This window comes from Pseudonocardia aurantiaca (assembly GCF_039526725.1).
Classification (GTDB): Bacteria; Actinomycetota; Actinomycetes; order Mycobacteriales; family Pseudonocardiaceae; genus Pseudonocardia; species Pseudonocardia aurantiaca.
In genome coordinates this window covers 144,988-171,420 of record NZ_BAAAJG010000026.1, presented here as the reverse complement: position 1 = coordinate 171,420, position 26,433 = coordinate 144,988, and the positions used below count along the sequence as shown (strand labels likewise).

At 71.6% G+C, this 26,433-nt stretch carries 32 protein-coding genes; 6 read left to right on the top strand and 26 right to left on the bottom strand.

Annotated elements, in window-relative coordinates:
• Positions 1 to 73: 73 nt before the first annotated feature.
• The gene (locus tag ABD143_RS31880; protein ID WP_343985367.1) at positions 74 to 1,036 is read right to left on the bottom strand and encodes an HpcH/HpaI aldolase/citrate lyase family protein; all 963 of its coding nucleotides are present in this window, start codon (positions 1,034 to 1,036) and stop codon (positions 74 to 76) included.
• Between the two features lie 234 nt (positions 1,037 to 1,270).
• Between ABD143_RS31880 and ABD143_RS31875 the strand changes: the two genes are divergently transcribed.
• Both ABD143_RS31875 and ABD143_RS31870 read left to right on the top strand, forming a co-directional pair.
• Positions 1,271 to 2,623, top strand: coding sequence for a magnesium transporter MgtE N-terminal domain-containing protein (locus ABD143_RS31875; RefSeq protein WP_343985856.1), 1,353 nt, complete (start codon positions 1,271 to 1,273; stop codon positions 2,621 to 2,623).
• Positions 2,616 to 3,137 carry a DUF1003 domain-containing protein gene (locus ABD143_RS31870; RefSeq protein WP_343985365.1) on the top strand — a complete coding sequence of 174 codons (522 nt, stop codon included), beginning with the start codon at positions 2,616 to 2,618 and terminating at the stop codon, positions 3,135 to 3,137. Before ABD143_RS31875 ends, ABD143_RS31870 begins: the two co-directional genes overlap by 8 nt.
• Here the strand turns inward: ABD143_RS31870 and ABD143_RS31865 are convergent.
• Complete coding sequence (locus ABD143_RS31865; RefSeq protein ID WP_343985853.1) at positions 3,115 to 3,525, bottom strand: MarR family winged helix-turn-helix transcriptional regulator; 411 nt, start codon at positions 3,523 to 3,525, stop codon at positions 3,115 to 3,117. The two genes, ABD143_RS31870 and ABD143_RS31865, sit on opposite strands and share 23 nt — an antisense overlap.
• A gap of 222 nt (positions 3,526 to 3,747) precedes the next feature.
• Here ABD143_RS31865 and ABD143_RS31860 point away from each other — a divergent pair, with 222 nt between their 5' ends.
• Complete coding sequence (locus ABD143_RS31860) at positions 3,748 to 4,896, top strand: Mrp/NBP35 family ATP-binding protein (RefSeq protein WP_343985363.1); 1,149 nt, start codon at positions 3,748 to 3,750, stop codon at positions 4,894 to 4,896.
• 43 nt (positions 4,897 to 4,939) lie between these two features.
• Here the strand turns inward: ABD143_RS31860 and ABD143_RS31855 are convergent, their stop codons facing one another.
• The 8 genes from ABD143_RS31855 to ABD143_RS31820 all read right to left on the bottom strand — a co-directional run bounded on the left by ABD143_RS31855 (position 4,940) and on the right by ABD143_RS31820 (position 11,261).
• A complete protein-coding gene (locus ABD143_RS31855) occupies positions 4,940 to 6,265 on the bottom strand; it encodes an MFS transporter (RefSeq protein WP_343985361.1) in 1,326 nt (441 codons plus the stop codon).
• Between the two features lie 71 nt (positions 6,266 to 6,336).
• A complete protein-coding gene (locus ABD143_RS31850) occupies positions 6,337 to 6,693 on the bottom strand; it encodes a hypothetical protein (protein ID WP_343985359.1) in 357 nt (118 codons plus the stop codon).
• Positions 6,694 to 6,764: 71 nt separating this feature from the next.
• Positions 6,765 to 8,021 carry an aspartate aminotransferase family protein gene (locus tag ABD143_RS31845; RefSeq protein WP_343985358.1) on the bottom strand — a complete coding sequence of 419 codons (1,257 nt, stop codon included), beginning with the start codon at positions 8,019 to 8,021 and terminating at the stop codon, positions 6,765 to 6,767.
• A gap of 77 nt (positions 8,022 to 8,098) precedes the next feature.
• A complete protein-coding gene (locus ABD143_RS31840) occupies positions 8,099 to 8,440 on the bottom strand; it encodes a cupin domain-containing protein (RefSeq protein ID WP_343985357.1) in 342 nt (113 codons plus the stop codon).
• Between the two features lie 51 nt (positions 8,441 to 8,491).
• Entirely contained in the window at positions 8,492 to 9,178 is a 687-nt protein-coding gene (locus ABD143_RS31835) for a GntR family transcriptional regulator (RefSeq protein ID WP_425563752.1), read from the bottom strand.
• 12 nt (positions 9,179 to 9,190) lie between these two features.
• Entirely contained in the window at positions 9,191 to 9,940 is a 750-nt protein-coding gene (locus tag ABD143_RS31830) for a maleate cis-trans isomerase family protein (RefSeq protein WP_343985353.1), read from the bottom strand.
• Positions 9,937 to 10,701: a maleate cis-trans isomerase family protein gene (locus ABD143_RS31825; protein ID WP_343985351.1), complete on the bottom strand. Its 765-nt coding sequence runs from the start codon at positions 10,699 to 10,701 to the stop codon at positions 9,937 to 9,939. The genes ABD143_RS31830 and ABD143_RS31825 overlap by 4 nt, the downstream gene beginning before the upstream one ends.
• Before the next feature lie 8 nt (positions 10,702 to 10,709).
• Entirely contained in the window at positions 10,710 to 11,261 is a 552-nt protein-coding gene (locus ABD143_RS31820; RefSeq protein ID WP_343985349.1) for a DUF3830 family protein, read from the bottom strand.
• Positions 11,262 to 11,439: 178 nt separating this feature from the next.
• Between ABD143_RS31820 and ABD143_RS31815 the strand changes: the two genes are divergently transcribed.
• Together ABD143_RS31815 and ABD143_RS31810 are read left to right on the top strand one after the other, a co-directional pair.
• Positions 11,440 to 12,321, top strand: a complete 882-nt coding sequence (locus ABD143_RS31815; RefSeq protein ID WP_343985850.1) for a D-2-hydroxyacid dehydrogenase — start codon at positions 11,440 to 11,442, stop codon at positions 12,319 to 12,321.
• Positions 12,318 to 13,718: an amidase gene (locus ABD143_RS31810; RefSeq protein ID WP_343985347.1), complete on the top strand. Its 1,401-nt coding sequence runs from the start codon at positions 12,318 to 12,320 to the stop codon at positions 13,716 to 13,718. Before ABD143_RS31815 ends, ABD143_RS31810 begins: the two co-directional genes overlap by 4 nt.
• 98 nt (positions 13,719 to 13,816) lie before the next feature.
• On the opposite strand, the gene ABD143_RS31805 is transcribed toward ABD143_RS31810, so the two are convergent.
• The 15 genes from ABD143_RS31805 to sigE form a co-directional block, all read right to left on the bottom strand.
• A complete protein-coding gene (locus ABD143_RS31805; RefSeq protein ID WP_343985847.1) occupies positions 13,817 to 14,089 on the bottom strand; it encodes a gas vesicle protein K in 273 nt (90 codons plus the stop codon).
• A gap of 17 nt (positions 14,090 to 14,106) precedes the next feature.
• Positions 14,107 to 14,277 (bottom strand): gas vesicle protein, encoded by a 171-nt coding sequence (locus ABD143_RS31800; protein ID WP_343985345.1) that lies wholly within the window; start codon positions 14,275 to 14,277, stop codon positions 14,107 to 14,109.
• Complete coding sequence (locus ABD143_RS31795; protein WP_343985343.1) at positions 14,274 to 15,041, bottom strand: GvpL/GvpF family gas vesicle protein; 768 nt, start codon at positions 15,039 to 15,041, stop codon at positions 14,274 to 14,276. The genes ABD143_RS31800 and ABD143_RS31795 overlap by 4 nt, the downstream gene beginning before the upstream one ends.
• On the bottom strand, positions 15,034 to 15,459 hold the full coding sequence (locus ABD143_RS31790; protein WP_343985341.1) for a gas vesicle protein: 426 nt from the start codon (positions 15,457 to 15,459) through the stop codon (positions 15,034 to 15,036). Before ABD143_RS31790 ends, ABD143_RS31795 begins: the two co-directional genes overlap by 8 nt.
• Positions 15,456 to 15,974, bottom strand: a complete 519-nt coding sequence (gene gvpO / locus ABD143_RS31785; RefSeq protein ID WP_343985339.1) for a gas vesicle protein GvpO — start codon at positions 15,972 to 15,974, stop codon at positions 15,456 to 15,458. The genes ABD143_RS31790 and gvpO overlap by 4 nt, the downstream gene beginning before the upstream one ends.
• Before the next feature lie 110 nt (positions 15,975 to 16,084).
• Positions 16,085 to 16,315, bottom strand: a complete 231-nt coding sequence (locus ABD143_RS31780) for a gas vesicle protein GvpG (protein WP_343985337.1) — start codon at positions 16,313 to 16,315, stop codon at positions 16,085 to 16,087.
• 4 nt (positions 16,316 to 16,319) lie between these two features.
• Positions 16,320 to 17,093 carry a GvpL/GvpF family gas vesicle protein gene (locus ABD143_RS31775; RefSeq protein WP_343985335.1) on the bottom strand — a complete coding sequence of 258 codons (774 nt, stop codon included), beginning with the start codon at positions 17,091 to 17,093 and terminating at the stop codon, positions 16,320 to 16,322.
• An 8-nt stretch (positions 17,094 to 17,101) separates the two neighbouring features.
• Entirely contained in the window at positions 17,102 to 17,527 is a 426-nt protein-coding gene (gene gvpJ / locus ABD143_RS31770; protein ID WP_343985333.1) for a gas vesicle protein GvpJ, read from the bottom strand.
• Positions 17,528 to 17,530: 3 nt separating this feature from the next.
• On the bottom strand, positions 17,531 to 18,763 hold the full coding sequence (locus ABD143_RS31765) for an SRPBCC family protein (protein WP_343985331.1): 1,233 nt from the start codon (positions 18,761 to 18,763) through the stop codon (positions 17,531 to 17,533).
• Complete coding sequence (locus ABD143_RS31760) at positions 18,756 to 19,382, bottom strand: hypothetical protein (RefSeq protein WP_343985329.1); 627 nt, start codon at positions 19,380 to 19,382, stop codon at positions 18,756 to 18,758. Before ABD143_RS31760 ends, ABD143_RS31765 begins: the two co-directional genes overlap by 8 nt.
• Before the next feature lie 703 nt (positions 19,383 to 20,085).
• Positions 20,086 to 20,259: a hypothetical protein gene (locus tag ABD143_RS31755; protein WP_343985327.1), complete on the bottom strand. Its 174-nt coding sequence runs from the start codon at positions 20,257 to 20,259 to the stop codon at positions 20,086 to 20,088.
• Positions 20,260 to 20,434: 175 nt separating this feature from the next.
• Positions 20,435 to 20,818 (bottom strand): Sec-independent protein translocase protein TatB, encoded by a 384-nt coding sequence (gene tatB / locus ABD143_RS31750; RefSeq protein WP_343985325.1) that lies wholly within the window; start codon positions 20,816 to 20,818, stop codon positions 20,435 to 20,437.
• A 16-nt stretch (positions 20,819 to 20,834) separates the two neighbouring features.
• Positions 20,835 to 22,382, bottom strand: coding sequence for a S1C family serine protease (locus ABD143_RS31745; protein ID WP_343985323.1), 1,548 nt, complete (start codon positions 22,380 to 22,382; stop codon positions 20,835 to 20,837).
• Positions 22,383 to 22,472: 90 nt separating this feature from the next.
• Positions 22,473 to 23,183 carry an anti-sigma factor family protein gene (locus ABD143_RS31740; RefSeq protein WP_343985321.1) on the bottom strand — a complete coding sequence of 237 codons (711 nt, stop codon included), beginning with the start codon at positions 23,181 to 23,183 and terminating at the stop codon, positions 22,473 to 22,475.
• 97 nt (positions 23,184 to 23,280) lie between these two features.
• A complete protein-coding gene (gene sigE / locus ABD143_RS31735) occupies positions 23,281 to 23,904 on the bottom strand; it encodes an RNA polymerase sigma factor SigE (RefSeq protein ID WP_343985319.1) in 624 nt (207 codons plus the stop codon).
• Positions 23,905 to 24,157: 253 nt separating this feature from the next.
• On the opposite strand from sigE, the gene ABD143_RS31730 reads away from it, so the two are divergent.
• Positions 24,158 to 24,808: an O-methyltransferase gene (locus ABD143_RS31730; protein ID WP_343985317.1), complete on the top strand. Its 651-nt coding sequence runs from the start codon at positions 24,158 to 24,160 to the stop codon at positions 24,806 to 24,808.
• A gap of 248 nt (positions 24,809 to 25,056) precedes the next feature.
• On the opposite strand, the gene glgC is transcribed toward ABD143_RS31730, so the two are convergent.
• Entirely contained in the window at positions 25,057 to 26,307 is a 1,251-nt protein-coding gene (gene glgC, locus ABD143_RS31725; protein ID WP_379659956.1) for a glucose-1-phosphate adenylyltransferase, read from the bottom strand.
• Positions 26,308 to 26,433 lie beyond the last annotated feature (126 nt).

Genomic DNA, 26,433 nt, shown 5'->3' with positions numbered 1-26,433 from the left:
GTGAAGGTTCTCACCGACGCCGACACAGACCTGCCGCACCCCGCACAGACCGCCGGACTTGGCCTGATCGCCGTCAGTCCTGCGGCGGCGTCCAGCGGTCCGTGCGCTGCATCCCCGCGGCCCGGCCCTTGCCGGAGATGACCAGTGCCATCTTGCGGCTGGCCTCGTCGATCATCTCGTTTCCGATCATCGCCGCACCGCGCTTCCCACCCGCCTCGGAGGTGTACCACTCGTAGGCGTCGAGGATGTTCTCGGCGTGGTCGTAGTCCTCCTGCCGCGGGCTGTAGACCTCGTTCGCCGCGTCGATCTGGCCGGGGTGGAGCACCCACTTGCCGTCGAAGCCGAGTGCGGCGGAGCGGTCGGCCACGCGGCGAAAGCCGTCGACGTCGCGGATCTGCAGGTAGGGGCCGTCGATGGCCTGCTTGTCGTGGGCGCGGGCCGCCATCAGGATGCTCATCAGGATGTGGTGGTAGGCGTCGCCGACGTCGTAACCGGGCGGCTGTTCCCCCACCACCAGCGACTTCATGTTGATCGACGCCATGAAGTCGGCCGGGCCGAAGATGATCGTCTCGACGCGCGGGGACGCGGTGGCGATCGCGTTCACGTTGAGCAGTCCCAGCGCGTTCTCGATCTGCGCCTCGATGCCGATCCGGCCGACCTCGTAGCCCATCGTCTTCTCGATCTGCGTGAGCAGCATGTCGAGCGCGGTGACCTGCTCGGCGGTCTGGACCTTGGGCAGCATGATCGCGTCGAGGTTCGCCCCGGCGCCCTCGACGACCTCGGTGACGTCGCGGTAGGTCCACTCGGTGGTCCAGTCGTTCACCCGGACCACGCGGATCTTCCCGCCCCAGCCACCCTCGTTCAGCGCCTCGACGATCGTCTTGCGCGCACCGGGCTTGGCCAGCGGCGCGCAGGCGTCCTCGAGGTCGAGGAACACCTGGTCGGCCGCGAGCGTCCGGGCTTTGTCGATGAACTTCTGGCTGGACCCCGGCACAGCGAGGCAGGACCGGCGGGCGCGCAGCTGGGTGGCAGTCACGAACGAGCTCCTCGTCGAGGTCGGCGCATCTAGCGATGCTGGCACGCCGGGAACGCCGTCGGCAGCTGAGGTGATTGGTTTCTCACCCACTGCGGTCCAAACCGCGCAGCGTGATCCATCCCGTCACGGCAGCGCGATGAGCTCCCCACGAGCGACGCGCACGACGCCGCCCTCCACAGCCGTCGCGACGGCGGCGCCTCCAACCGCCTCGACCAGCACCCGATGAGAGCCCTGATGCAGGTGGGCGCGGCTTTCGCGGACGAAGATCCGCCGGATACGCCCTACGCTTCCGTCGTGGGCACCGATCGCGTCTTCGTGGCACGGCTGGTGGGCCTCGCCGTGTTCGGACCCGATGGTGAGCGCATCGGCAAGGTGCGCGACCTCGTGGCGTCGATGCGCGTGGACGCCAGCCCGCCCCGCGTGCTCGGCCTCGTGGTGGATCTCGCGACGCGGCGCCGGATCTTCGTGCCGATGCTGCGCGTCACCAACATCGATCCCGGAGCCGTCACCCTCGCGACGGGCTCGGTGAGCCTGCGCGGTTTCACCCAGCGCCCCAACGAGACGCTGCTCGTCGGCCAGCTGATCGACGCGCCGGTCCGGCTCGGCGACAGCGGCGAGCCGGTCGTCGTCGTGGACGCCGCGATCGAGCCGACCCGCTCCCGCGACTGGGTGGTCGGGCGCCTCGCGGTCCGCCCGCGCCGGCAGGGGTTCGCCCGCCGAGGCCCGGTGCAGGTGGTGCCGTGGATCGCGGTCACCGGGCTCTCGCTGTCCGACCGGCAGGGCACCGAGGGCCTGCTCGCGGTGTTCGAGACGATGCGGCCCGCCGACGTCGCGGCCGCGCTCGCGGAGCTGCCCGAGAAGCGCCAGCACGAAGTGGTCGACGCCCTCGACGACGAGCGCCTCGCCGATGTGTTCGAGGAGATGTCGGAGTCCGACCAGCGCGCGCTGCTCGGGCACCTCGACTCCGAGCGCGCGGCCGACGTGCTGGAGGCGATGTCCCCCGACGACGCCGCCGACCTGTTGCACGAGCTGCCCGACCACGAGTCCGACACGTTGCTCTCACTGATGGAGCCCGGCGAGTCGGCGCCGGTGCGCAGGCTGATGCGCTACTCCTCGAACACCGCCGGTGGGCTCATGACGCCGGAGCCGATCATCCTTCGCCACGACGCCACCGTCGCAGAGGCGCTCGCCCGCGTCCGCAACCCCGACATCCCGCCTGCACTGGCCAGCATGGTGTTCGTCTGCCGTCCGCCGTCGGAGACGCCGACCGGGCGCTACCTCGGCTGCGCGCACACCCAGCGCCTGCTGCGGGAAGCGCCGTTCGAGCTGGTGGCGGGGGTGGTCGACACCGACCTGGCCCGCCTCACCCCGGACGCGTCGCTCGGCGAGGTCACCCGGTACTTCGCCGCGTACAACCTGGTGGCGGGCCCGGTCGTCGACGCGGAGGAGCACTTGCTCGGCGCCGTCACCGTGGACGACGTGCTCGACCACCTGCTGCCGCCCGACTGGCGCGACCGGCTCACAGACCCGGACGAGCCGCGCGACGGCGAGACCGAGGACCCAGTCGCCGAGGTGCGCGATGCCTGAGAACACCACCCACCGCCGGCTCGATCAGCCTCGCCTCGGCCGCGCCCGGTTCGAGGTCGACCCCGACTGGTTCGCGCGGCTCTCGGAGCGGATCGCCCGGTTCCTGGGCACCGGACGGTTCCTCGCGATCCAGACCGTGATCGTCGTCGTGTGGATCGCGCTGAACCTCACGGCCGTGATCGGCCGCTGGGACCCCTACCCGTTCATCCTGCTCAACCTGGTCTTCTCCACGCAGGCCGCGTACGCGGCGCCGCTGATCCTGCTCGCGCAGAACCGGCAGGACGACCGCGACCGGGTGTCGCTGGAGGAGGACCGCGCGCGGGCCGCCCAGACAAAGGCCGACACCGAGTACCTGGCCAGGGAGCTGGCCTCCCTCCGCCTGGCGCTCGGCGAGGTCACGACCCGCGACTACCTGCGCAGCGAGCTGGACAAGCTGTGCGACCGGCTCGGCGGCGCCCAGACCGGCGCGACCGATCGGGCGCGGACGAGGATCAATCGGTCAGCCGACGGCTGATCCGCTCGAGCGCAGCGAGGTCGTCCGCGTCGAGCCGGTTGACGAAGTGCCGCACCACACCGGCGAGGTGCGTCCGCGAGGCCACCCGGAGACGGTTCCGCCCGGCGTCGGTGAGGCGCGCGGCCACACCGCGCCCGTCGCTCTCGACGGGGCACCGGGCCACTAGCCCGATCTTCTCCAGCCGGTCCACCAGGCGCGTGACTCCCGACCGCGAGAGCAGCACCGCGTCGGCCAGCTCCGTCATGCGCAGCCGCCGGTCCGGCGCCTCCGCGAGCTGCACCAGCACGTCGTACGCGGCGAGCGACAGCTGCTCCTCGGCCACCAGCTCGGTCTCGAGCACCCGGACGAGGGTGGCGTGGGCCCGCAGGAACGCTCGCCACGACGCCATCTGCTCGCGCGTCGGGGTCGTCCGGGACGGCGCCTCCGCGGATTCGGCGCGCGATGTCGGGGCGGCGGTTTCCGTCACGGCCAACGATGCTACGGACGTCACGGCTCCCGGGCACAGACGTAGCATGTGTCCGGGCGTGGCGTGGCTGCACCGAGCAGCGACGCCAGTAGCGATCCATTGCGTCGATGGACGTGTACGGCGGAAGGTGCAACGAGAACCCTCATGTCGACCAGCGGAAACACCACCACCCTCGAAGAGGCCGTGCAGGCCGCGCTCGCCACTGTCGAGGACCCGGAGATCCACCGGCCGATCACCGATCTCGGCATGGTGAAAAGCGTCGTGGTGTCCCCGGAGGGCCGGGCTCAGGTCGCGGTCTACCTCACGGTCGCGGGCTGCCCGATGCGGGAGACGATCACCAGCCGCGTCACGAACGCCGTGTCGGCCGTCGCGGGCATCAGCGCCGTCGACGTCGAGCTCGACGTGATGAGCGACGAGCAGCGCACACAGCTGCGCCGCAGCCTGCGAGGCGACGCGGCGGAGCCCGTGATCCCGTTCGCCCAGCCCGGCTCGCTCACCCGCGTCTACTGCGTCGCGTCGGGCAAGGGCGGTGTCGGCAAGTCCTCGGTCACCGTCAACCTGGCCGCCGCGATGGCGGCGAAGGGCCTCTCGGTCGGCGTGGTCGACGCTGACATCTACGGGCACTCCGTGCCGCGCATGCTCGGCACCACCGCCCGGCCCACCAAGGTCGAGGACATGATCATGCCGCCGCAGGCGCACGGCGTGAAGGTCATCTCGATCGGCATGTTCACCGCGGGCAACGACGCGGTCGTGTGGCGCGGCCCGATGCTGCACCGCGCGCTGCAGCAGTTCCTGGCCGACGTGTTCTGGGGCGACCTCGACGTCCTGCTGCTCGACCTGCCGCCCGGCACCGGCGATATCGCGATCTCCACCGCGCAGCTCGTGCCCAACGCGGAGCTGCTGGTCGTCACCACACCGCAGATGGCGGCGGCGGAGGTGGCCGAGCGGGCCGGCTCGATCGCGCTGCAGACGCGCCAGCGGCTCGCCGGCGTCGTCGAGAACATGTCGTGGATGGAACTTCCCGACGGCACGCGCATGGAGGTGTTCGGCTCGGGCGGCGGGCAGACGGTCGCCGACTCGCTCACCCGCACCCTCGGTGCGCCGGTGCCGCTTCTCGGGCAGGTGCCGCTGGAGCCACGCGTGCGCGAGTGCGGCGACGAGGGCACCCCGATCGTGCTCGCCCAGCCGGAGAGCCCGGCCGCCACCGCTCTGCAGGGCGTGGCCGACCGGCTCACCACGCGGGCCCGCGGCCTGGCCGGGATGAGCCTGAACATCAGCCCCGTCCGCAAGTAGCCCCGTGCGGGGTGCGGTGCTCCCGCACCCCGCACCGGAGGCCTCAGGCCGGAGCAGCCGCCGGCACGGTCCCGTCGAGCACCTCGTCCTTCGTCTCGGGCAGGGCGAGCGCGCACAGCAGGCTCAGCAGACCGAGCGCCGCGAGGTAGACCCCCACCCCGATGCCGCCGAACGCCGAGGTCAGCGGCGGGGCGACGATCAGCGGCACCGCACCGCCGAGGATGCCTGCGAGGTTGTAGCCCATCCCCGCGCCGGTGTAGCGGTAACGGGCCTTGAAGATCTCCGGCAGGTAGGCCGCGGCCGGGCCGTACGGGATGCCGACCACCACCATCAGCAGGGCCATTCCGATCACGTACGACAGGGCGTTCCCGGGCCGCATGATCAAGAATGCGAGGGGCCCAGCCACGACCGCCAGCGCGTTGCCGAGCAGGATGACCCGCCGCCTGCCGGCCCGGTCGGACCACAGCGCTGACAGGATGCACGTCCCGGCGAACACCAGCGCGCCGATCAGGCCCCCGACGAGCACGGTCGGCCGGGAGAGCCCGAGCACCCCGGTGCCGGGCGCGGAGCCCGCGTAGCTGGTGAGGTAGACCGAGCCGATGTAGAAGAACCCGAAGAGCACCGTCAGCGTGCCGCCTGCCAGCAACACCTCGCGCCACTGGTTGCGCAGCGCCACGGCGACCGGCAGCCGGACCTGCTCGTTGCGCGCGTGGACCTGCCGGAACACCGGCGTCTCCTCGATCTTCAGCCGGATGTAGAGCCCGACGGCGACGAGGACGATGCTGATCAGGAACGGGATCCGCCAGCCCCACAGGCGGAAGGCGTCGGGGCTCATCGTCACGGCGGTGACGAGGAACGTCAGCGACGACAGCGCAAGCGCGATGCCCGGCCCGAGCTGCGGGAACATGCTGTAGAGCCCGCGTTTGTCCGCCGGGGCGTACTCGGCGGTGAGCAGCGCCGCCCCCGCCCACTCGCCGCCGACCGCGAGGCCCTGCAGCGCGCGCAGCACCACGAGCAGGATGGGCGCTGCCACGCCGATCGTGTCCGCGGAAGGCAGCAGGCCGATGGCGAAGGTCGACAGGCCCATCAGCAGAAGGGTGGCGATCAGCGTGCGCTTGCGCCCGAGCCGGTCGCCGAAGTGCCCGAACAGGATGGAGCCGACCGGGCGGAAGACGAACGCCACGCCGAACGTCGCGAACGCGGCCACCGTGCCTGCGGCAGCTCCGAGGGCCGGGAAGAATACCGGTGCGAACACCAGCGCCGTGGCCGTGCCGTAGATGAAGAAGTCGTAGAACTCGATCGTCGTGCCGGCGAACGCGGCGACCGCGATCCGGCGCATGGGTACTGCGGATGCTTCCTTGCTCGCCATCGAGCACCTCCGGGGGCGGTGGAGGGCGCCATGTTACGGATGCGTTGTGACGCACACCACGCTCTGACGGGTCAGGATGCGAGGTGGTAGGTGCTGCCGCTGCTGCCTGCGATCCAGGCGTCCGGGAAGGCCGCGGCGAGGGCGTGCTGGGCCCGCCAGCCCGTGCAGTGGGCAGGCAACCGGTCGGCGTTGACCACCACGCCATCCGGCGACAGACCGGTGTCGAACAGCAGCGTGGTCGTGCTCGTCGCGCGGCGCACCGCGACAAGCGCGGCGAAGCCGTGCTCGGCGCGCAGCCCCACGTCGGTGCTCCCGCCCTCGAACTGCGGCGCTGCTGCCCGGGCGGTGCCGAAGTCCGGCCGCGTGACCCGGTCGTCTCCGACGAGCAGCGCGTCGAAGAGGTTGTCGACGAGCGTCGTGATCCGCACCTCATCGACGGGGCGGAGGCCGATCGGATCGACCGTCGCACATGTCTGGGACGCTACGCCCGCGGGCGCTCCTACGGCGCGGCTGCGCGCACCGCCTGTGCCCACATCCCGACCGCCTCGTCCACCTGCTCGGCCGTGACGACGAGCGGCGGGATCATCCGCACCACGTTGCTGTACGGGCCGCAGGTCAGGAGCAGGAGCCCGCGCTCGGCGGCCGCGGCGTGGGCGCGGGTGGCCGCCGCGGTGTCGGGGGCACCGTCGGGGGTGCAGAACTCGTTGCCGACCATCAGCCCGAGACCGCGGACGTCGGCGATGTCCGGGTGGTCGGCCGCCACCTTGCGCAGCCCCTCCAGCAGCCGCAGGCCCTGGTCGGCGGCGTTGGCGACGAGCCCCTCGTCCTCGATGACGTCGAGGGTGGCGAGCGCGGCGGCGCAGGCCACCGCGTTGCCGCCGTAGGTGCCGCCCTGGGAACCCGGCCACGCCTTCGCCATGAGCGCTCCTGGCGCGGCGATGCCGGAGAGCGGGAAGCCGCTGGCGAGGCCCTTCGCGGTGATCAGGATGTCGGGGGTGAGGCCGTCGGTGTGCTGGTGGCCCCAGAACCGGCCGGTGCGGCCGAACCCGGTCTGCACCTCGTCGGCGACGAGCAGGATGCCGTGGGCGTCGGCGCGCTCGCGCAGGCCGGCGAGGAACGCGGGCGGGGTGGGCACGTAGCCGCCCTCGCCGAGCACCGGCTCGATCACGAAGGCCGCCACGTCCGCCGCCGGCGCGACGGTGACGAGCAGCCGGTCCAGCTCCCGCAGGCAGAACGCGACCGCCTCCTCCTCGCTCCACCCGTACCGGAACGCGTAGGGGAACGGGGCGAAGGCGACCCCGCCCATCATCGGCCCGATCCCGGCCCGGATCTTCGAACCGGACGTGGTGAGCGCCGCCGCGCCCATCGTCCGGCCGTGGAAGCCGCCCTCGAACGCGACGACGAGCGGGCGCCCGGTGGCCTGCCGCGCGAGCCGCACGGACGCCTCCACCGCCTCGCTGCCGGAGTTGAGGAAGAAGACGGTGTCGAGCGCGGGCGGGAGCACGTCGCCGAGCCGTTCGGCCAGCCGCAGGAGCGGCTGGTGCATCACGGTCGTGTACTGGCCGTGGATCAGCGTCGCCACCTGTTCCTGGGCCGCCGCGACGACCCGGGGGTGGCAGTGGCCGGTGCTGGTGACGCCGATCCCGGCGGTGAAGTCCAGGTAGCGGCGGCCCTCCAGGTCGAACAGGTGGACGCCGACGCCCCTTGCGACCTGCACGGGGGTCGCCTGCTTGAGCGCCGGAGACAGCTGGGCCATGCCTACTCCCTCGAATTTGTCAGATTGTCGACAATCTTCATCGATGGAACCACGCGGCACCGCGCTCAGGCAAGCCGCTACTCGAGCCACTCCGTCTGGAACTCGTCGCCTGCGTGGATGTTGGTCATCACGAGCCGCCCGCCGGTGTTGGCGAACTTGTGCGGGGTGTTCGGCGGCACGACGACGACCTGGCCGCCGCGGGCCGGCAGCTTCTCGTCGCCGACCGTGAACTCGGCCTGCCCGGTGTGGATCACGAACGTCTCGTCGTAGGGGTGGCGGTGCAGGCGAGGACCGGCGCCCGGCTCGTCGGTGTCCACGAGGATCACCGAGACGGTGCCACCGTGGTCACGGCCCTCGAACTGACCGGTCATGACGCCGTCCACGTCGAAGGTCAGGACGGCGGGGGATGAGGTGCTCATGGGGTAAGGATCGCCGCCGCGTCCAAAACTCATCTGTGTGACCGGCTCACCTCATGCCGGGACGCTCCCCGCCGGTGCCACCGACGGTTGCGGAGCCAGGATGCGGTCCACCGCGTCAGCCATGTGCGCCTCCAGCACGGCCGTGAGCCGCTCGGCGTCTCCGTCGCGCACGGCGTCGCGCATCTGCCGGTGCTCCGCGATGAGGGCCGCCGCGGGCGGCAGGGTCTCCTGCAGGGCGGCGAGGCACATTCGGGTCTCGACCAGCAGCGCGTCCGCCATCCGCCGCAGCCGCGGGCTGCCCGCCGCCGCCACGAACTCGGAGTGGAAGTGATGGTCGGCGTCGGCGAGCGCAACAGGATCGCCTGCGGCGTCCTCCAGCGTTGTGAGTGCGCTTGTGAGCCGCTCGGCGGCCGCCGCCCGGTCGCCCGCGAGGATCAGGAGCCCGGCGGCGCGTTCCACCGCGGTGCGCGCGATGTAGACGTCACGGACGTCGGCGGCGTCGAGGTCACGCACGAAGAGGCCGCGGTGGCTCTCGCTGCGCAGCAGCCCCTCCGCGACCAACCGCTGCATCGCCTCGCGCAGCGGGCCCCGGCTCACCCCGAGCCGCGCGGCGAGCTCCACCTCTCCCAGCTGGGTGCCGGGCGGAAAGGTGCCGCGCATGATGGCGACCCGGATCCGGTCCGCCACGACGGCAGCCGTCGAGCGGCGTTCAACCGGTTCTAGATCACTCAGGTCCACCAGACTCTCCGATCAGGCGAACACAGCGCCGAGTCCGGGATTTGGCGCATCGACTCCCGCGAGGCGCAGGCCCTGCCAGATGCTCACCTGGTTCGCTGTGAGCACGGGCTTGCCCACGCGGGCGTCCAGCTCGTCGAGCAGGCCGATCGTGTGCAACGCGGTGTCGGGCAGCAGCACGGCCTGCGCGTCGGGGTGATCGGCGGCCGCGGCGAACTCCAGAACCGTCTCGCGAGGGAGCGTGCCGACCTCGGCCGCGGTGATGATCCCCTTCGCCGAGAGCGAGAGCACCTCCACACCACCAGCCGCCAGGAATGCGACGAACCGCTCGGCGACGTCATCGGGGTAGGTGGCGCCGACGGCAACCCGGGTGATCCCGAGTCGCGCGCACGCGTCGACGAACGCGAACGACGTACTGGACGCCGGTACGCCCGCCACCGCGCCGAGCGCCTCGACCTGCGCGTTCGCACCATCCCAGCCGAAGACGAAGCTCCCGCTCGTGCACGCCCAGATCACCGCGTCGAGCGGCGCCCCGAGAGCCTTCACGCCGTCGGCGAGGACGTCGTCGCCGCCGATGTCGAGCAGCGCGTCGACGCGGTGGGCGTCCTCGCGCATCTCGGTGTGCACAAGCCTTAGCCGCGGGCCGCCGAGGCCTGGGGGATGGAAGCCGGCGGAGCCGGCGGGGCGGGTGAGGAGCGCCTCGGCGCGCGGGTAGTCGTCCTCCGCGGAGTAGCCCGGGTAGAGGATGCCGATGGTCGGGGTCATGCCACTCCTGATTCGAGCTGGTCGGCCGGGTGCAGCAGCCTGCCCCCGCCGACGGCCTCCCGCCCGATGGCGCGCAGCGCCGCCCACATCGTCACTTGGTTGGCGGTGAGCACCGGCTTGCCGAGCGCCTGCTCCAGCGGCTCGATGAGGTCGTAGGTGGGCAGGTTGGTGCAACTGATGAACAAGGCGTCGGCCTCGTCGGTGTCGACGGCGCGCACGACCTCCACGACCTCGGCGTAGGAGACGCGCCAGATGTTGCCGAGTAGCCCGAGCCCTTCGCACGCCACCGTCTGCACGGCGTGCTCGCGCAGGAAGTTGACGAGCCGCCGCGTGACCGGCTCGATGTACGGCGTGGCGATGGCCAGCCGCCCGACGCCGAGCACTGTGATCGCGTCGATCAGCGCCCCTGACGTGGTGCACGCCGCGGGGGCGCCGGCCCCCTCCATCGTGCGGCGCAGCACCTGCTCGCCCGCCGCTCCGTCGACGAAGCTCCCCGACGTGCACGCGTAGACGACCACCCCCGGCTCGGGGGTGAGCACGTCCCGGGTGGCGCGCCGCAGCGCACGGCGGTCGCCGATGGCCACGGCCATCTCGACCGTGACAGGGGTGGTGAAGAACGGCAGCCGGGTCAGGTAGAGCGAGACGTCATCGGGCGCCCAGCGCCACAGTTCGCGGTCGAGCGCGAAGTCGAACGGTGCGACGACGCCGATGCCCTGTTGGTGGGTCGGCTCGGTGAGGCCGACCGACAGCTCGGTGGGCACGGCCCTGACTAGCCTTTACCCGCCCTGCCGGCTTCGCCGGCCGCCATCCCCCGGGGAACGTCGCCGGGTTCGAGCCGCTCGTAGACGAGGCGCTCGCCGACGCTCCCCGAACGCCAGACGTCGTGGCACGCCTCGGCCATGCCCGCCAGACCCTCGATGATCGTGCCGTAGACGTTGCCGGGGACCCAGCCGACGTCGCCGTTGATCAGGAGGTTGTTGCGGCCGTAGAAGATCGCCAGGTCGATCGCGCCCGCCTCCTGGTCGATGCCCTGGTCGTCCTTGAACGCCGCGTCGAGCATCCCGCCCGCGAAGTCGAACAGCACGAGGTCGCCGGGGATCGGGGTGACGGTGGTGTTCTCGCGTCCGATCGACGCGAAGCGTGGCACCATCGTGTAGACCTCGTTGCGGGCGTACTTCGCGTGCTGCGCGTCGCCTGCGAGCGGGCCCCGCCCGAGCGCCTCCCACGCCGCGGCGCTGGTGCGGGGCGCATCCTTCTCCAGCAACTCCGCCACACACGACACACCGCGCCGGGCGAGGCTGATGCGGACCAACTTCGACATAAGCGTCTCCATACGACGGTTCCGCACCACCGCGGATTGTTGACAATCATACGAGGGCTTCCTAGCGTGTCAACGGTCGGGACCCCCCTCGGAAGGCGCCATCGGTTTGTCCGTTTTTGCAGGTCAGTGGCACAGTCCACGTAACCGGCCAATCATCACGGTGTTACACGCCGACGATATGCCGCCCGGCCTCGACGGGGTCCGTTTCGCCACCGACGACACATTCGCCAGTGCCCTTCCCGGCACCGAGGTGCTGCTCGTCTGGGACTTCACCTCCAACGCCGTGCGCGACCACTGGGGGGCCGCCGACGCGCTCCGATGGGTGCACACGGCGAGCGCGGGTGTCGACCGGCTGACGTTCCCCGCGCTGCTGGAGTCACCGGTCACGCTCACCAACTCCCGCGGTGTCTTCGACACACCGATGGCGGAGTACGTGCTCGGGCTCGTGCTCGCGATGGCCAAGGACATCCCCGCGAGCCTCGCCGCGCAGGCGCGCCGCGAGTGGCGCCACCGGGAGACCGAGCCGGTGGCCGGCCGCTGCGCCGTCGTGGTCGGTGGCGGGCCGATCGGCCGCGCGATCGCTCGCCTGCTCGGGGCGGTCGGGATGGACGTGGAGCTGGTCGGGCGCCGCGAGTTCGACACGCTCCCGACCCTGCTCCCCCGGGCTGACTGGCTGGTGCTCGCAGCCCCGCTCACGGAGACGACCCACGGAATGCTCGACGCCACAACCCTCGCGCTGCTCCGGCCGAACGCACGTGTGATCAACGTGGGACGCGGCGGCCTCGTCGTAGAGCCCGACCTCGTCGACGCGCTGGCGGCTGGGCGGATCGCAGGCGCCGCGCTCGACGTCTTCGCCCGTGAACCACTGCCCCGGGAGTCGCCGCTCTGGGAGCTGCCCGGGGTGATCGTCTCGCCGCACATGTCCGGGGACGTCGTCGGCTGGCGGGAGACGCTCGTGGAACTGTTCGCCGACAACCTCGCCCGGTACCGGGCGGGTGAGCCGCTGCGCAACGTGGTGGACAAGGCACTCGGGTACGTCAGCTCAGGGAGCCCGGCATGACCGCTGCGACCCGGTCGGCCGCCGACCTCACCGCGTCCGAGCTGGTGGCCGCCTACGGCGACGGCGAGCTCTCGCCCGTCGAGGCCACGGAGGCGGTGCTCGCCCGCGTCGCCGAGCGCGACGCGGACGTCAACGCGTTCTGCCTGGTCGACGCTGACACGGCGGTGGCGGCCGCCAAGGCCGCCGAGGAGCGCTGGCGGCGCGGCGAACCGGCGGGCGCGATCGACGGCGTGCCCGTCTCGATCAAGGACATCCTGCTCACCGCGGGCTGGCCCACACTGCGCGGCTCGCGCACGGTGGACCCAGCAGGCCCGTGGACCGTCGACGGCCCGCACGTCGCGCGCGTGCGGGAGGCAGGCGCCGTGCTGTTCGGCAAGACGACCACCCCTGAACTGGGCTGGAAGGGCGTCACCGACAACCCGCTCACCGGCGTCACCCGCAACCCGTGGAACACCTCCCGGACTGCAGGCGGGTCGTCGGGTGGGAGCGCCGCGGCGGTTCTGGTCGGGATGGGGCCGCTCAGCCTCGGCACCGACGGCGGCGGGTCCGTGCGCATCCCGGCCGGGTTCACCGGCACCACCGCGCTCAAGCCCACCTACGGCCGCGTGCCGCATTTCCCACCGAGCCCCTTCGGCACGCTCGCGCACGTCGGGCCGATGACCCGCAGCGCGGCGGACGCGGCGCTGCTGCTCGACGTCATCTCCGGCGCGGACGCGCGGGACCCGTGGGCGCTCGCGCCGGCGGGCCCGGCCGTCGACGGGCTCGGCGCGGGGGTGGCGGGGCTGCGGATCGCCGCCAGCCCGACGCTCGGGTACGTCGAGCTGCACCCGGAGGTCGCGACGGCGTTCGCGGCGGCGGTGCGGGTGTTCGAGGACCTCGGCGCGATGGTCGAGGAGGCCGACCCGGGGTTCGCGGATCCGGTGGCCGAGTTCGAGGTGCTGTGGTTCAGCGGCGCGGCCAAGTCGATCGAGGCGCTCGGCCCCGAGCAGCGGGCTCTCATGGATCCCGGGCTGATCGAGGTGGCCGAGCAGGGCTCCCGGATGACGGCGCTGCAGTACCTCGGCGCGATGGCCGTGCGCAACGAGCTCGGCACGCTGATGGGCGAGTTCCACGGCCGATACGACCTACTGCTCACCCCGACCCTGCCGATCCCGGCGTTCGAGGCCGGGGTCGAGGTGCCTGCGGGGTGGGCGCGCGAGCGCTGGACGTCCTGGACGCCCTTCACCTACCCGTTCAACATGACCCAGCAGCCTGCGGCGAGTGTGCCGTGCGGGTTCACCGCCGACGGGCTCCCGGTGGGCTTGCAGATCGTCGGGCGCCGGCACGCCGACAACGCGGTGCTCGCGGCCGCGCACGCGTACCAGCAGGCCACGGACTGGCACCACCGGAGACCTTGATCGGAGCGTTCAGCCGATCAACACGCCCTCGCGGCGACTTCCTCGTGAAAGCGGCGGGCTAAGGCGTGTTCGGAGTTCGGATCTGCGGCCTTCCTCGGCTAGTCGCCGTGGTCCCTGGGGAGCAGGTTTCCCAGGGGGCCGAGGTCGATGTTGAGGTCCTCGGCCCGCAGCCCGAAGTGCTCCCGCAGCTCGTCCATCGCCTCCTCCAAGCGCATCAGCCCGAGCCCGAGCCGCTCGACTGTCTCCTCGGGGAGGTCGCCCACCTCGACTCTTCGGATCGCCTGGCGCTCCATCAGCTGGCGCACCAGCTCCACGATGGTGAGGACGAGCCTGCCGAGGTCGCGCCCGACCGAGTCGGGATCCAGCTCCATCCGCGACGGCAGGTCCGTCACGATTCCACCAGGGTCTGGACGGAACTGATCAGGGCGCGGAGCGAGACGTGCACCAGGTCGACCTCGGCCAGCGAGATGGTGATGTCCCCGGTGATCATGACGCCGCCGGCCAGCAGCCGGTCCAGCAGATCGACGAGCGCCACCTCGCGATCTCTCGGGGCCGTCACGGCTCATCCAGCGTGGCGAACGAGTAGGGCGCCCACGGACCGGTGAGCTCCATCCGCAGGCTCTGCGCGGCGCGGTCGTCCTCGACCAGCCGGCGCAGGGCGTCCGCACCGACCTGGTCGACGAGGTACGCCGCGTTGAGCACCATCTCCTCGCGGTGACCGCTGAGCCGCGGGTCCTGGGGTGGATACCGGCGGCTCGCCACGGCGACCGTCGAGATCTCCCGGTGCACCGCCTCGGCCGCATCCACTGCGTCCTGGTGCCCCCTGGCCGCCCGGTCGCGCTCGGCGCGCCGTCGCATCAGGTAGGACGTGCCGGGCCTCGCAGCGTCCGCGGCCGGCGGCTCCGCACCGCCTTCCGCGCGGGCCGCGAAGGCCTTCACCCCCCACTCGGTGCGTCCGCGGATCCGGTCGAGCGCCGCGGCGAACCCGGCCGCCCGGTCGTCCAGGAGCGCGCGGACGTTGGCCTCGTCGAGGTAGACCGTCGCCAGCCGCACCGGCGCGACGGGGCCGGACCGCGCCACGGCGGCGACCACGGCATGGTGGGCGCGGGCGATGTCCTCCAGCCACTGCAGATCCTCCAGGCTGCGCCGCAGCGCCTCCTCGCTGAAGCGCGTGGCGTCGACCGGACTGACCACAGCGGCGAGACCACCGGAGACGACCCGGCGCACCGGCGCCCCTCCGATCCCGACGATCGCCGCGGCGTCCAAGGTCTCGGCGATCGCGGCCTCGGTGACCGCGTAGACGTAGACGACCGTGTCAGCCATCGTCACCGCTCCGGCGCTCGGCCCTCGGCCGGGCCGCCCGCCTGAGCGGCCGCTCGGCTGACCGCTGCGGCGCGGCCGCCCCGTCGCCCTCGAGCTCCGCCGGGCGGGCTGCTTCGAGCGCTTCGATGCGCTCCCGCAGGCGCCGGTTCTCCTCGGCGAGACCGCCCTTGCCGGAACTCAGCGACGGGTCGTGCTCCCACCAGTCGATGCCCATCTCCTTCGCCTTGTCGACCGAGGCCACCAGCAGCCGGATCTTGATGGTCAACAGCTCGATGTCGAGGAGGTTCACCTTGATGTCGCCGGCGATCACGATCCCCTTGTCGAGGACACGCTCGAGGATGTCGGCCAGGTTGGCCGACTCCCGCCGGTGGTCCGGGGGGCGGGCACGACCGGGAACGGGTAGTCCGCCCGATGTCATCGAGTCTCCCTGTCCAGTTGGCCACGTGCGTAGCGGCGGGTCCGACGGTAGGAGAGAAGTTGGCCGCCGGGGTCGAGCCGTACCTCGTAGATCGCAAGGACGTCGGTGGTGTCCGGGATCCGGTGGGTCTCCACGACCTCGACGTCGACGTACCAGTCGCCGTCCCGGCGGTCGATCGCGACCACGTTCTCCGCTTCGCGCCCGGTGAACTCCACGACGATCTCCACGGCGCGCCGCGCCGCCACAGCCGCCGAGACGGCGGGGCGGGAGTCGTCCTGCGTCCGCCGTTCGCCCCGACCGGCTGCCGGAGCGGCGGTTCCGCGCCGTTCGCCGGGTCGCGCAACCGGCTCGCCCGCCGCGCCCCGTCTGCGGTTATCCTGCTCGGCGTCCTCCGGCTCGGCGTCGTCAGCCGCCTCGTCCTCCTCGGCAGCGGGCGGCGCGTGCTGGTCGTCCCATCCGCTGCCGCTGCGCGCCCGCCGGGTGCGGCGGGGCGCCACATGCTCCTCGTCAACCACATCGGCTCCATCCCTCGCCAGACCAGGCGCGAGTCGGTTGGACATCGGGCATCCGGCCGGCTGCGCCGCGCCCGGTCGGTGGCTCCGGACCGATCATCGGTAGGGCGGCCCTACTCCCGACGGACCATCAGCCGCTGCAGCAGATCGTTCTCGAGCGCGTCGCACTCCTCCTCGGGCAGCTCGCCACTGCGGCGGGCCTGGTCGATCTGCTCGAGCTGGGTGCGAATCCGGGCCGGGTCGTAGTACTGCTCCTCCGCGTGGTCCCGGATCTGCTCGGCCATCCACAGGACACCACGGACGGGGGCCAGCGGCAGGCCGAGCAGACCGGTCAACAAACCCACGTGCTCACTCCTCCGGTACGAAGTCGTAGGGCGCCAGCGGCCCGAGCAGCCGCAGGCGCACCCGGCCGTCGAGGTCCCTGCCCACGTTCTCCACCGCGTCATCGAACTCCTGCATGCGTTCGCGCTCCACCAGGAAGGCCGCGTTGATCACGTCCTCCGGCTGGCCCGGCTGGTTGGCCACGACCGCCACGGCGAACGGTTCCAGGCGCTCCAGTATCTGCGCCGCATCGTCCTCGCGCTGCTGTTCCAGCACACCGACGACCAGCTCGCCCAGCCGGACGCGGTCGTAGTAGGAGGCGTCCTCGGGCAGATCGCGCACCTTCTCCTGCAAGGCCCGGATCTCGTCGTTGCCCTCCAGCACCTCGCTCAGCACCGCGTCCTCCACGTAGCGGCCCTTCAGGGTGAACTGCACCCGGCCCTCGAGATCGCCGAGTACGGCGAGGAAGTGATCCTGGTGTGGCGCGAGCAGCTCCTCGACCACGCTCTCCTCCGCAGTGACGGCAGGGAACCGCATCGGAAGGACGGCGGCGCTCGCCGCCACTGCGTCGACCACCGACTCGTGGGCGAGCAGGTCCTTGCGGGTGCCGAGCGGACGGTCGAGGGGGATGTCGCTGACGATCGCGGCGACCTCCCCGTGCTCGATCGTCGATACCCGGCCGGACGGCCCGAGGCCCGCGAGGTCGTCCGGGAGCTGCGTGTCCACCCGAATCAGGCCGTAGACGTACACCGGGGTCACCAGCTCCGCATCGCCATCAGGTGGCGTCTGGGTCTCGCTCACGACGTCGCTCATTCGTCACGCTCCCGCTGACGGGGACGACGGCGTACCGCCTCCCGATCCTCCCGACCGCTGGCGAGCATCTCCCCGACCTTGTCGACGGCCGCGTCGAGCACACCGGACGTCTTGCCCTTGGCACCACCCTCGGTGATGCTCTGCGTCAGTTCCCCCAGGTCCTTGGGTTTGGCGCCCTTGCCGTAGAGGTCAGCGCGGTTGGTGGCCTCGGCGAAGCGCAGGAACGTGTCCACGCTCGCCACGACGATCCGGGCGTCGATGGTGAGGATCTCGATCCCGACCAGCGAGACACGCACGAACACGTCGATGACCAGCCCCTTGTCGAGGATGAGCTCGACCACGTCCGCAAGCCCTCCGCCGGGGCCGCCGCCGCCTCTGTCGACGACTCCGCCGCCACCCCTGCTCTGAGTAGACACCGTCATGGATTACCGCCTCCGTCGTGATCGCGAAGCCGTCACCGGCTCCCGGGTCTCCTCGACCCGTTCATCGGCCGAGTACTCATCCGCCTCGGCCTCCTCATCCGGTTCTTCGTCGGCGTACTCGTCCTCGAGGGCCTCCTCCTCGTCGGCTCCTTCGGCCTCGTCGGCGTACTCCTCGTCCTCGAGGGCCTCCTCGTCGGCTCCCTCGGCCTCGTCGGCGTACTCGTCCTCCTCGTAGCCCTCCTCCTCGCCTGCACCTTCCTCGTCCTCAGCGACCTCCCGGCCGGGCTCCTCTGCGCCGCCTTCCGCCTCCTCGCCGGTGTCCGCACGGGCCGCCGCGGTCTCCTCAGTGCCGGCCTCCTCGAGCTCCTGAGCGCGCTGCTCCTCCTCGAGGGCCTCCTCGTGGGTCTTGACGACCTCGCTGTCGCGGATCTCGCCGCGCCAGCCCTCGACCTCCTCCTGGCGGATCAGAACGTGGCTCAGGGAGTGACGGCGGAAGTGCTGGAACTCCAGCCGGGCCCGGCGGCCCTGGGCGCGCCAGAGGTTGCCGGTTCGCTCGAACAGGCCCTGCGGGTAGTACTCCAGGATCAGCGCCACGTGGGTCAGGTTGCGGCCGAGAGCGGTGAAGGTGACCGCGCCGTCGACGTGGCCCTTCGGAGCCTTCGACCGCCACACGATGTGGGAGTCGGGCACCTGCTCGACGATCGTCGCCTCCCACGTCCGGTGGGACCAGAAGACCTGCGCCTTCCAGTTCAGCTTCTCGTCGGACGCCTGCTCCACGCTCTCGACCTTCTTCATGAAGGTCGGGAAGTCGGCGAACTGGGTCCACAGGTCATACGTCGTCCGCAGCGGCAGGCCCACGTCCTGGCGCTCCGAGATGACCGTCATCTTGAGCTTCTTCTTGCCTCCCGCGCCACCACCGCCACCGAAGACGTTCTTGATCTTGTCTTTGACGGCGCTGAACCCCCGTTTCAGCAGCCCCCCGCGCGAACCGCCGTCGTCCTCGCCCTCGTCCTCGTCCTCGTCCTCGTCGCGCTCCCTGCCGCGGAGCGCGGTCCGCAGGCCCTGTCCGGGGTTCTCGGCCACGCCGGTCAGGCGCTCGGACAGGCCGGTCACCCGGTCCGTCGCGGCTTCGGCCGCACGCTGGACGAGCAGGCCCAGCAGTCGCTGACCGGCATCCTTCAGCGCGTCGGTGGGCAGGCCGTCCGCGAGGCCCCGCTTCTCATTCGTCTCAGCCATCCTTGTCACTCCGCTGGGTCCGAGCGGGCCGGCCGCTCCTGCGACCGGCCGCAGCCTTGCCTGCCGTACCTGCGGCGGGGGCGGCCGTCCGCCTGAGGGTCGCCGTCGCGGGGTTCTTGCCCGCGCGAGAAGGCGCAGCCGTTCCCGACGGGGCGCGGGACCGGGCAGGAGGCCGCGCCTCTGCCTCATCGGCTGTTTCCTCGTCCTCCGCGATGTCGTCGGGCTCCGCGCCTTCGTCCTCGGCGTACTCGTCCTCGGCGTACTCGTCCTCCTCGGGCTCCGCCTCGGCCTTCTTCCCGCGCCGCGGGACCCCCCCGTCGCCGAAGGACTCCACGCGCTTGCCGACCCGGTCGGTGAGCGACTCCACCTGCCGGGCGGCCACCGCCAGAAGGGCGCCCTTGCCCGCCTCGAGGAGCCGGCCCCGCACCTCGTCTGTGAGCCGGGACAGTTCGGGGGAGCTGTTCAGGAGCTTCGTCCCAGTCTTCAACAGCTCACCGGGACCTCCGGCCTGCCGGCCGGCGGCCATTCCGCCCAGCATCAACGCGAGCTTCATCTTCTTGGTCCGTCCGAGGAAGTAGCCCCCGGCGACGCCGAGGGCTACTCGCAGTCCACACTTCACTAGATCTCCTCTGTCCGTGGTCGCGGGTTGTCGGTGCCCGACGGCTTTGACAATCGCGACATCCCTCGCGCCGAGACCATTTCTGCAAATGCGCCCCTGACCGCCGCCGCTCTGCCGAGTACCCCGGGTGAAGATCACACACACGCCCATCCGAACCTGCTCGGAAGATTCACTGTTAATTAGGCTGTTCGGCGCAGAGGATGCCACCGAGTGACCGCACCTCGGCTGGGCAGCGCGGATGTGATCGTCCTAGTTTTCCGTAATGTTAAGAATGAGCGAGCGCCCGGCCGCGATCGGCGGTGCGCACCTCACCGGCGACGATGGTGTCGACCGGACGCTGGGAGCACCCGGTTCACACTCCCGCCCGGGCTCGTCCGCTGCCCGGGTCCCTTCCCGGGTTGCGCCCGGCCGGTCCGGACGCCCCGGGGCGCTGTTGAAGGCCCCCGGAACCGGTGACGGACGGCCCATCTCGGGGTGGGCCGGATGCCGTGGGCCGGGCGCCGCCTGCCGAACGTCACGGCGAGTCCATACGGCCGCGCGCCGGGCGGGCGCGCTCCCGTCAGCGCAAACGGGAGCGCGCGCACGGCAGCCCCTACCGCTACGGCAATCAAGACGAGCAGGAGCAAAGGTCCGTATCATTCAGACCAACATCAAGAAACTCGTCGACAACAACGCCATGTCAGGAAAGCAGAATCACGAGACACTAGTCGCTGCTGCGGTGTGCGCCGGCTCCTGGCGCGAACCGCCACCGCGCCCGCGCCTCGTCCAACCGCGCCCGACCCACCCCGAGCCCGTGCCTGGCCTGCTCCCGCGCCCGCTCAGCCATCGTCTTGGTTTTGGCCTTGGTAGTCGCGTTGGTCTTATCGCCGATCCTCATCACGCCCTCCCGGCGGCGAAGGTGCTTGCGAGTTCCCCGGCGTAAGCACGGCCCAAACGCGATACCGCGCGGTTCGTCCGCAGGCCATCACGGTGCGAGGAGCGCCACCGGGGCGGCGCCAGTCGCCCTCGCAGGCACCAGCCGCCGTCGACCACTGAAAGCGGCGCCGGGAAGGTCAGGTGGCGTCCGGGTCGATCGGGGGGCGCTCGTTCTTCGCCAGCCGCTCTGGCGGGGGCGGCGGTGTGTACGACGCGGCGGCGGCGGAGGTGTGGCCGTTGGTACCCGGCTCGGGCCCGTCGTCGAAGAGCGTGCGGCGCACGGCCGTGCGCGGGTTGAAGCTGCGCAGGCCGCGCAGCTCCTCGAGCGGCTTGCGCAGCTCGTCGAACTCGGGGCCCAGCTCACCGCGCAGCTGCTCGCGGGCGCCGGTGGCGTACTCCCGGACCTGCCGGATCGCCTTGCCCACCCAGGCCGCCGCAGCGGGGAGGCGCTCGGGGCCGAGGATGAACAGCCCGGCCACGACCAACACCATGATCTCGCCCCAGCCGATGCTGTCGAACACAGCACCACAGTACGGCTCAGTCGGAGGTCAACACCACTGAGACCGTCAACGGCCTCCCGTCGCGGATCAGCTCGACCGCCACGGTGTCGCCGGGGTTGCGCTCCCGGACGGCGACGACGAGCTCGTCGGCGCCTGCGATCGGGCGGTCCCCCACCTTGACGATGACGTCGCCGTCGATGATCCCGGCCGCGGCCGCCGCCCCACCCTGCTGGACGTTCTGGACCTGCGCACCGTCGGTCGTGCCGTCGTTGACCGAACGCGCGTTGATCCCGATCTCCGCGTGGTGAACGGCGCCGCCGCGGATCAGCTCCTCCGCGATGCCGCGTGCGTCGTCGATGGGGATGGCGAACCCGAGGCCGATCGAGCCGCCCTCGCCGCCGCCGAGGCTGCGGATCGCGGTGTTGATGCCGACCACGGCGCCGGTGGCGTCGACGAGCGCGCCGCCCGAGTTGCCGGGGTTGATGGCGGCGTCGGTCTGGATGGCGTCGATCACGGCGTTGGTGTCCGTGCCGCTGCCGTCGAGCCGCACCGGCCGGTTCAGCGCGCTGACGATCCCGTCGGTCACGGTGCCTGCAAGGCCGAGCGGCGAGCCGATGGCGATCACCCCGTCGCCGACGACAAGGTTCGCGGACGACCCGAACGTGGCCACGACGGGGTTGGCGACATCCACGTGGATGACCGCCAGGTCCGTCTTGGGGTCGCGACCGACGAGCTGGGCCGCGGCGCGGGTGCCGTCGTGGAAGATCACCTCGATCTGCCCGCCGGTGGCGGTGGCTGCAGGGGCGATCACGTGGTTGTTGGTCAGCACGTAACCGGCGGGGTCGATGACGACGCCGGACCCGGTGCCACCCTCCTCCCCCACCCGGATCTCGATCGAGACGACGGCCGGCACGGTGCGCTGGGCGATGTCGGCGACCGATCCCGGCGGCCGCGCCACCGAGTCGACGGTCTGTGTGATGGTGGGGTTGGGGTTGGTGAGGCTGTTGGCGCTGTCTGCGGTGAACCGCCCGACGAGCCCACCCGCCGCCCCGACGAGCACGGCGACCAGGGCCAGCCCGGCCAGCGCCCGCGGCTCGACGCGCCTGCCGAAGAGCACCTCGCGCAGGCTCAGCCGCGCGCCCTCGCGGCGCGGCCCCGAGTCGTCGGGCGGCTCCGCGGCCGCGGGCGGGCCGAGGGCGACATCGCTGTCCGGGTTGCGCCACGGGTCGCGGGCGGCGCCCTCCGTCCAGAACGGGTCGGCCTCCCCCGTGCCCTGGGAGCCCCTGCCGTTGACCGACGGGCGCTGCAGCGAAGGTGCGTCAGGCGCGGGCCTACCGAATGCGCTGGCCAGCGCGGCCGACGGCGGGGCGGCCAGGCGCGAACGGTCGGGCAACCCGCGGCTCCCCGCGAACCCGCCCTCCACGCCGAGCGGGCGGCCGAAGACAGCGGCCGCGCCGGCGTCGACGTCGGGGCGATCCAGCGGCCTGGGTTCCAGGCGGGGCGGGCCGCCTGCCGGCTCCTCGAACGCGCTTGCGGGTTCGTCGCGATCGTCCGAGCGCGTCTCAGGGGCGTCGCGTTCGTTCATCGCGCTGCGGACTCCCTGGGGATGTGCCTACCGGACCGGCTCAGCCTGCCTCACGTGCGGTGAAGTCCGCGTAGCCGATGGGACTCGGACTCACGGAAGCAGACCGTAGAACGAGCCCGGCATGCCGTCGAGCCGGTGGAGCGCGGGCAGCTGGCCGGGTCCCCGGCCGGTTGCGGGCAGGGGCGAGAGACGCAGCTGCGCGTCGACGACGCTCGGTGCACCGCCGCCGAGCACGGGACCCCCGAGCACACCGTTGGTGGCCGCCGGCACGGGTGTCTGCGGGGGGACTGCGACCGGAGCGGCGAGGGCGATGGCCCCCAACGCAAGACCGGAGACGGCGACTCCGGTGCCGACCCGGCGCCTGCGGCTGGGTCGTCGGCCATCGTGATTGCCGTCGTGGGAGTCGGGGACGCCGTCGGTGCCGGCCGGAGGCTCGTGACGGAGGTCGGCGCGGCCGGGCGGCCGGGGGGCGTCGGCGACCGGTGAGACGCGGTCGGGACGCAGCACGGACACGAGCTTGCCGTCGGAGGTGACGGCGAGGTCGCCGGGCGGGCCGGGGATGTCGGTGTCCTGCGGGATCGAGCGGAGGCTGGACAGCAGCGAGGACGGGAGGCTGGGGACCTCCGCCGTGCGCAGTGCGGCTCGCGCCTGTCCTTGTGCGACGACCTGCGCCGCGCACTCGCGGCACTGCGCGAGGTGCCGGGTGGCGCGCAGGTGCGGGCCCTCGGCAAGTTCGTCGTCGACGTAGGCGACGATGGCGTCGAGCGATAGGTGGTCCTGCCCCCAGTCGGGAGCGGTCACCGAGATCCGCCAACGCCCATCACTCACCGTACGGCCTCACGGCGCTCGGCCGACGCTTCGCGACACTGATGCACCCATGATGAGCTCGCAAGCTCGCTCATGTGCCAACCTCCTCCAACTGCTGCACGCCGATCCGACCTTCGGCGACACGGCTGCGCTCCAGCGCAGCGCGCAGAGCGGCTCGCCCACGGTGGATCCTGCTTCTCACCGTACCGAGCTTCACGCCGAGCGTCGCGCCGATCTCCTCGTACGAAAGACCTTCGACATCACACAGCACCACGGCGGCGCGGAACTCGGGCGGCAGTTCGTCGAGCGCACTCTGGAGCATCGGGTCGAGGTGGGTGTCGGAGAAGACCTGCTCCGGCTCGGGGCCGGTGCCGGGAAGCCGGTCCGAGTCCTCGGGCAGCGCCTCCATCCGGATGCGGGAGCGGCGGCGCACCATGTCAAGGAACAGGTTCGTGGTGATGCGGTGCAGCCAGCCCTCGAAGGTGCCGGGCTTGTACGACGCGAGCGAGCGGAAGACCCGCACGAACGTCTCCTGCGTGAGGTCCTCCGCGTCATGCGGGTTGCCCGTGAGGCGGTACGCGAGGCGGTAGACGCGGTCCGCGTGCTCGCGGACCACCTCGTCCCAGCTCGGCGGCGCCCACTCGGCTCCCCCTCCTGGCAACACCGTCCCGCCGGTCGTCTCGCCGGACAACAGCACAGCTGAGCTGTCGCTCATTGTGGGGTCGCACCTCCTGCGGCGGGTCGTGCCTCCGGCCAACGAAGACCGGTGGCTTGAGAGTTCCCGGTCTTCCTCGGTCGACGCCCCGACCGATGACACCTACCGTGCCCCATGCCCTTGAAGGATGGGTGAGAACCGTCTGAGAGGAGCCTGATAAAGCGACACCCGATACCTCCCGGGACACCCGGTGGACGAGATCCGGCGAGAAGCCGCAGAGCAGCCGAAACGCTGAGGCAGTAGCCTTCCGATCATGTTGGGCCGTCCGGACGCAGCCGCTGACCTGCCGGCGTTGCGCGACCACGTGGAAGCGTACCTGACCGAGGACGACCTGCTCGTCTCCGCGCGAGAGTCCGCCGCGCGGTCCGGCTGCATCCCGGTGAGCCCGGGGGCGGGGGCGGGGCTCCGCTTCCTCGCCGCCACGATCAGCGCCCGCGCGGTCGTCGAGATCGGCACGGGTACCGGGGTGAGCGGCCTGTGGCTGCTGCGCGGCATGGCCGGCGACGGCGTGCTGACCTCGATCGATGTCGACCCGGAGCACCAACGCACCGCCCGCGCGTCCTTCACGGCAGCCGGGTACGGTCCGTCGCGGCTGCGGCTGATCAACGGGATGGGCCTCGAGGTGCTGCCGCGGCTCACCGACGCCGGCTACGACCTGGTGTTCGTCGACGCCGCCGCGTCCGACCACCCCCGCTACCTGGACGAGGCCGTACGGCTGCTGCGCGTCGGCGGCATCGTCGTGCTGGCCGGCGTGCTCGACGGCGGCGTGGTGGACCCGGAAGCCGCGGACACCGGCACTCTCGCGCTGCGCGAGGTGGCCCGCCAGGTGCGCGAGGACGACCGCCTGGTGCCGGTGCTGCTCCCACTGGGCGACGGCCTGCTGGCGGCGGTCAAAACTGCCTAGGAGGGTCCTGAACGACTCCGCCCGTAGCGAGCGGCGTCCAGGTGGGTGCATCGCAAGGCGGGCGATCGGGCCGATACCGCTGTTGTATCGGCCCGATGGTCCAACGCCGCGAGGTGCCTGCCTGGGCGTCGCGCAGTAGGGCCGAGTTGTTCAGGGCGCTCCTAGTCCCGACGGCATACCGTCCGGGCTCGACACCGCCCAGCCCAACCTAGAAGCGCCCTGGTGCCGCGCAGAGGGGTGTGCCCGTCCTACAGCGCGGTCGCGCCCTTGCCCAGGACCACCACTCCGCCTTGGCTCACCGTGTAGCGCGCGCGGTCCAGGCCCAGGTCGACGCCGACCAGCGCGCCGTCGGGGACCACGACGTTCTTGTCGAGGATCGCTCCGCGGACCACCGCACCCCGGCCCACCCGCGTGCCGGGGAGCACGACGGAGTCGGAGACCTCGGCGCCGGCTTCGATGCGGACGTTGGAGCTGATGACCGAGCGCCGGACGATGGCGCCGGAGATGATCGTGCCCGCCCCGACGATCGAGTCCTGCGCGATCCCGCCCTCGACGAACTTGACCGGGGGCAGGGGCACGCTCGCCGTGCGGATCGGCCAGCGCTGGTTGTAGAGGTTGAAGATCGGGTGCACCGAGACGAGGTCGGTATGCGCCTCGTAGTACGCATCCACGGTGCCGACGTCACGCCAGTAGCCCGCGTCGCGGTCGGTGGCGCCCGGCACCACGTTGTCGGCGAAGTCGTACACAGCGGCGTCGCCCTGCGCGACCAGGCGCGGGATGATGTCGCCGCCCATGTCATGGTCGGAGTCGCCGTCCTCGGCGTCGGCACGCAGCGCGTCGAGCAGCACCTCGGTGGTGAAGATGTAGTTGCCCATCGACGCGAACGTGACGTCCGGGTCGTCCGGCACCGACGGCGGGTCCGACGGCTTCTCCAGGAAGTCGACGATCTTGCCGCTCGCGTCGGAGTTGATCACGCCGAAGCCCTTGGCCTCCGCGCGCGGCACCCGAATCCCCGCCACGGTGACGCCCGCGCCCGTCTCGATGTGGCGTGCCAGCATCTGCCCGGGGTCCATCCGGTAGACGTGGTCGGCGCCGAACACCGCGATGTAGTCGGGCCGCTCGTCGTAGACGAGGTTCAGGCTCTGGAAGATCGCGTCGGCGCTGCCGGTGTACCAGCGCCTGCCGAGCCGCTGCTGAGCGGGCACGGTGGTGATGTATTGGCCCAGCACACTGGACAGCCGCCAGGTGGTGGAGATGTGGCGGTCCAGGGAGTGGGACTTGTACTGCGTGAGCACGCAGATGCGGTCCATCCCTGCGTTCACGAGGTTGGACAGCACGAAGTCGATGAGCCGGTAGTTGCCCCCGAACGGGACCGCGGGTTTGGCGCGGTCGGCTGTGAGCGGCCACAGCCTCTTGCCCTCGCCACCGGCGAGGACGATCCCGAGCACGTTCGCCCCGAGTGCCAGAGGCGAGGCAGGCGACAGACGGGCGGCTGTCACGCTCCACCGCCCGATTCCCGCGGGCCCGGACCGGCCGGCAACGTCGTCACGGAAATGACCCTAGTGCGCTCAGATGGTACTGGGCCACCGGAAGACGCTCTCCTGACGACGGGTCGGCAACCGTCA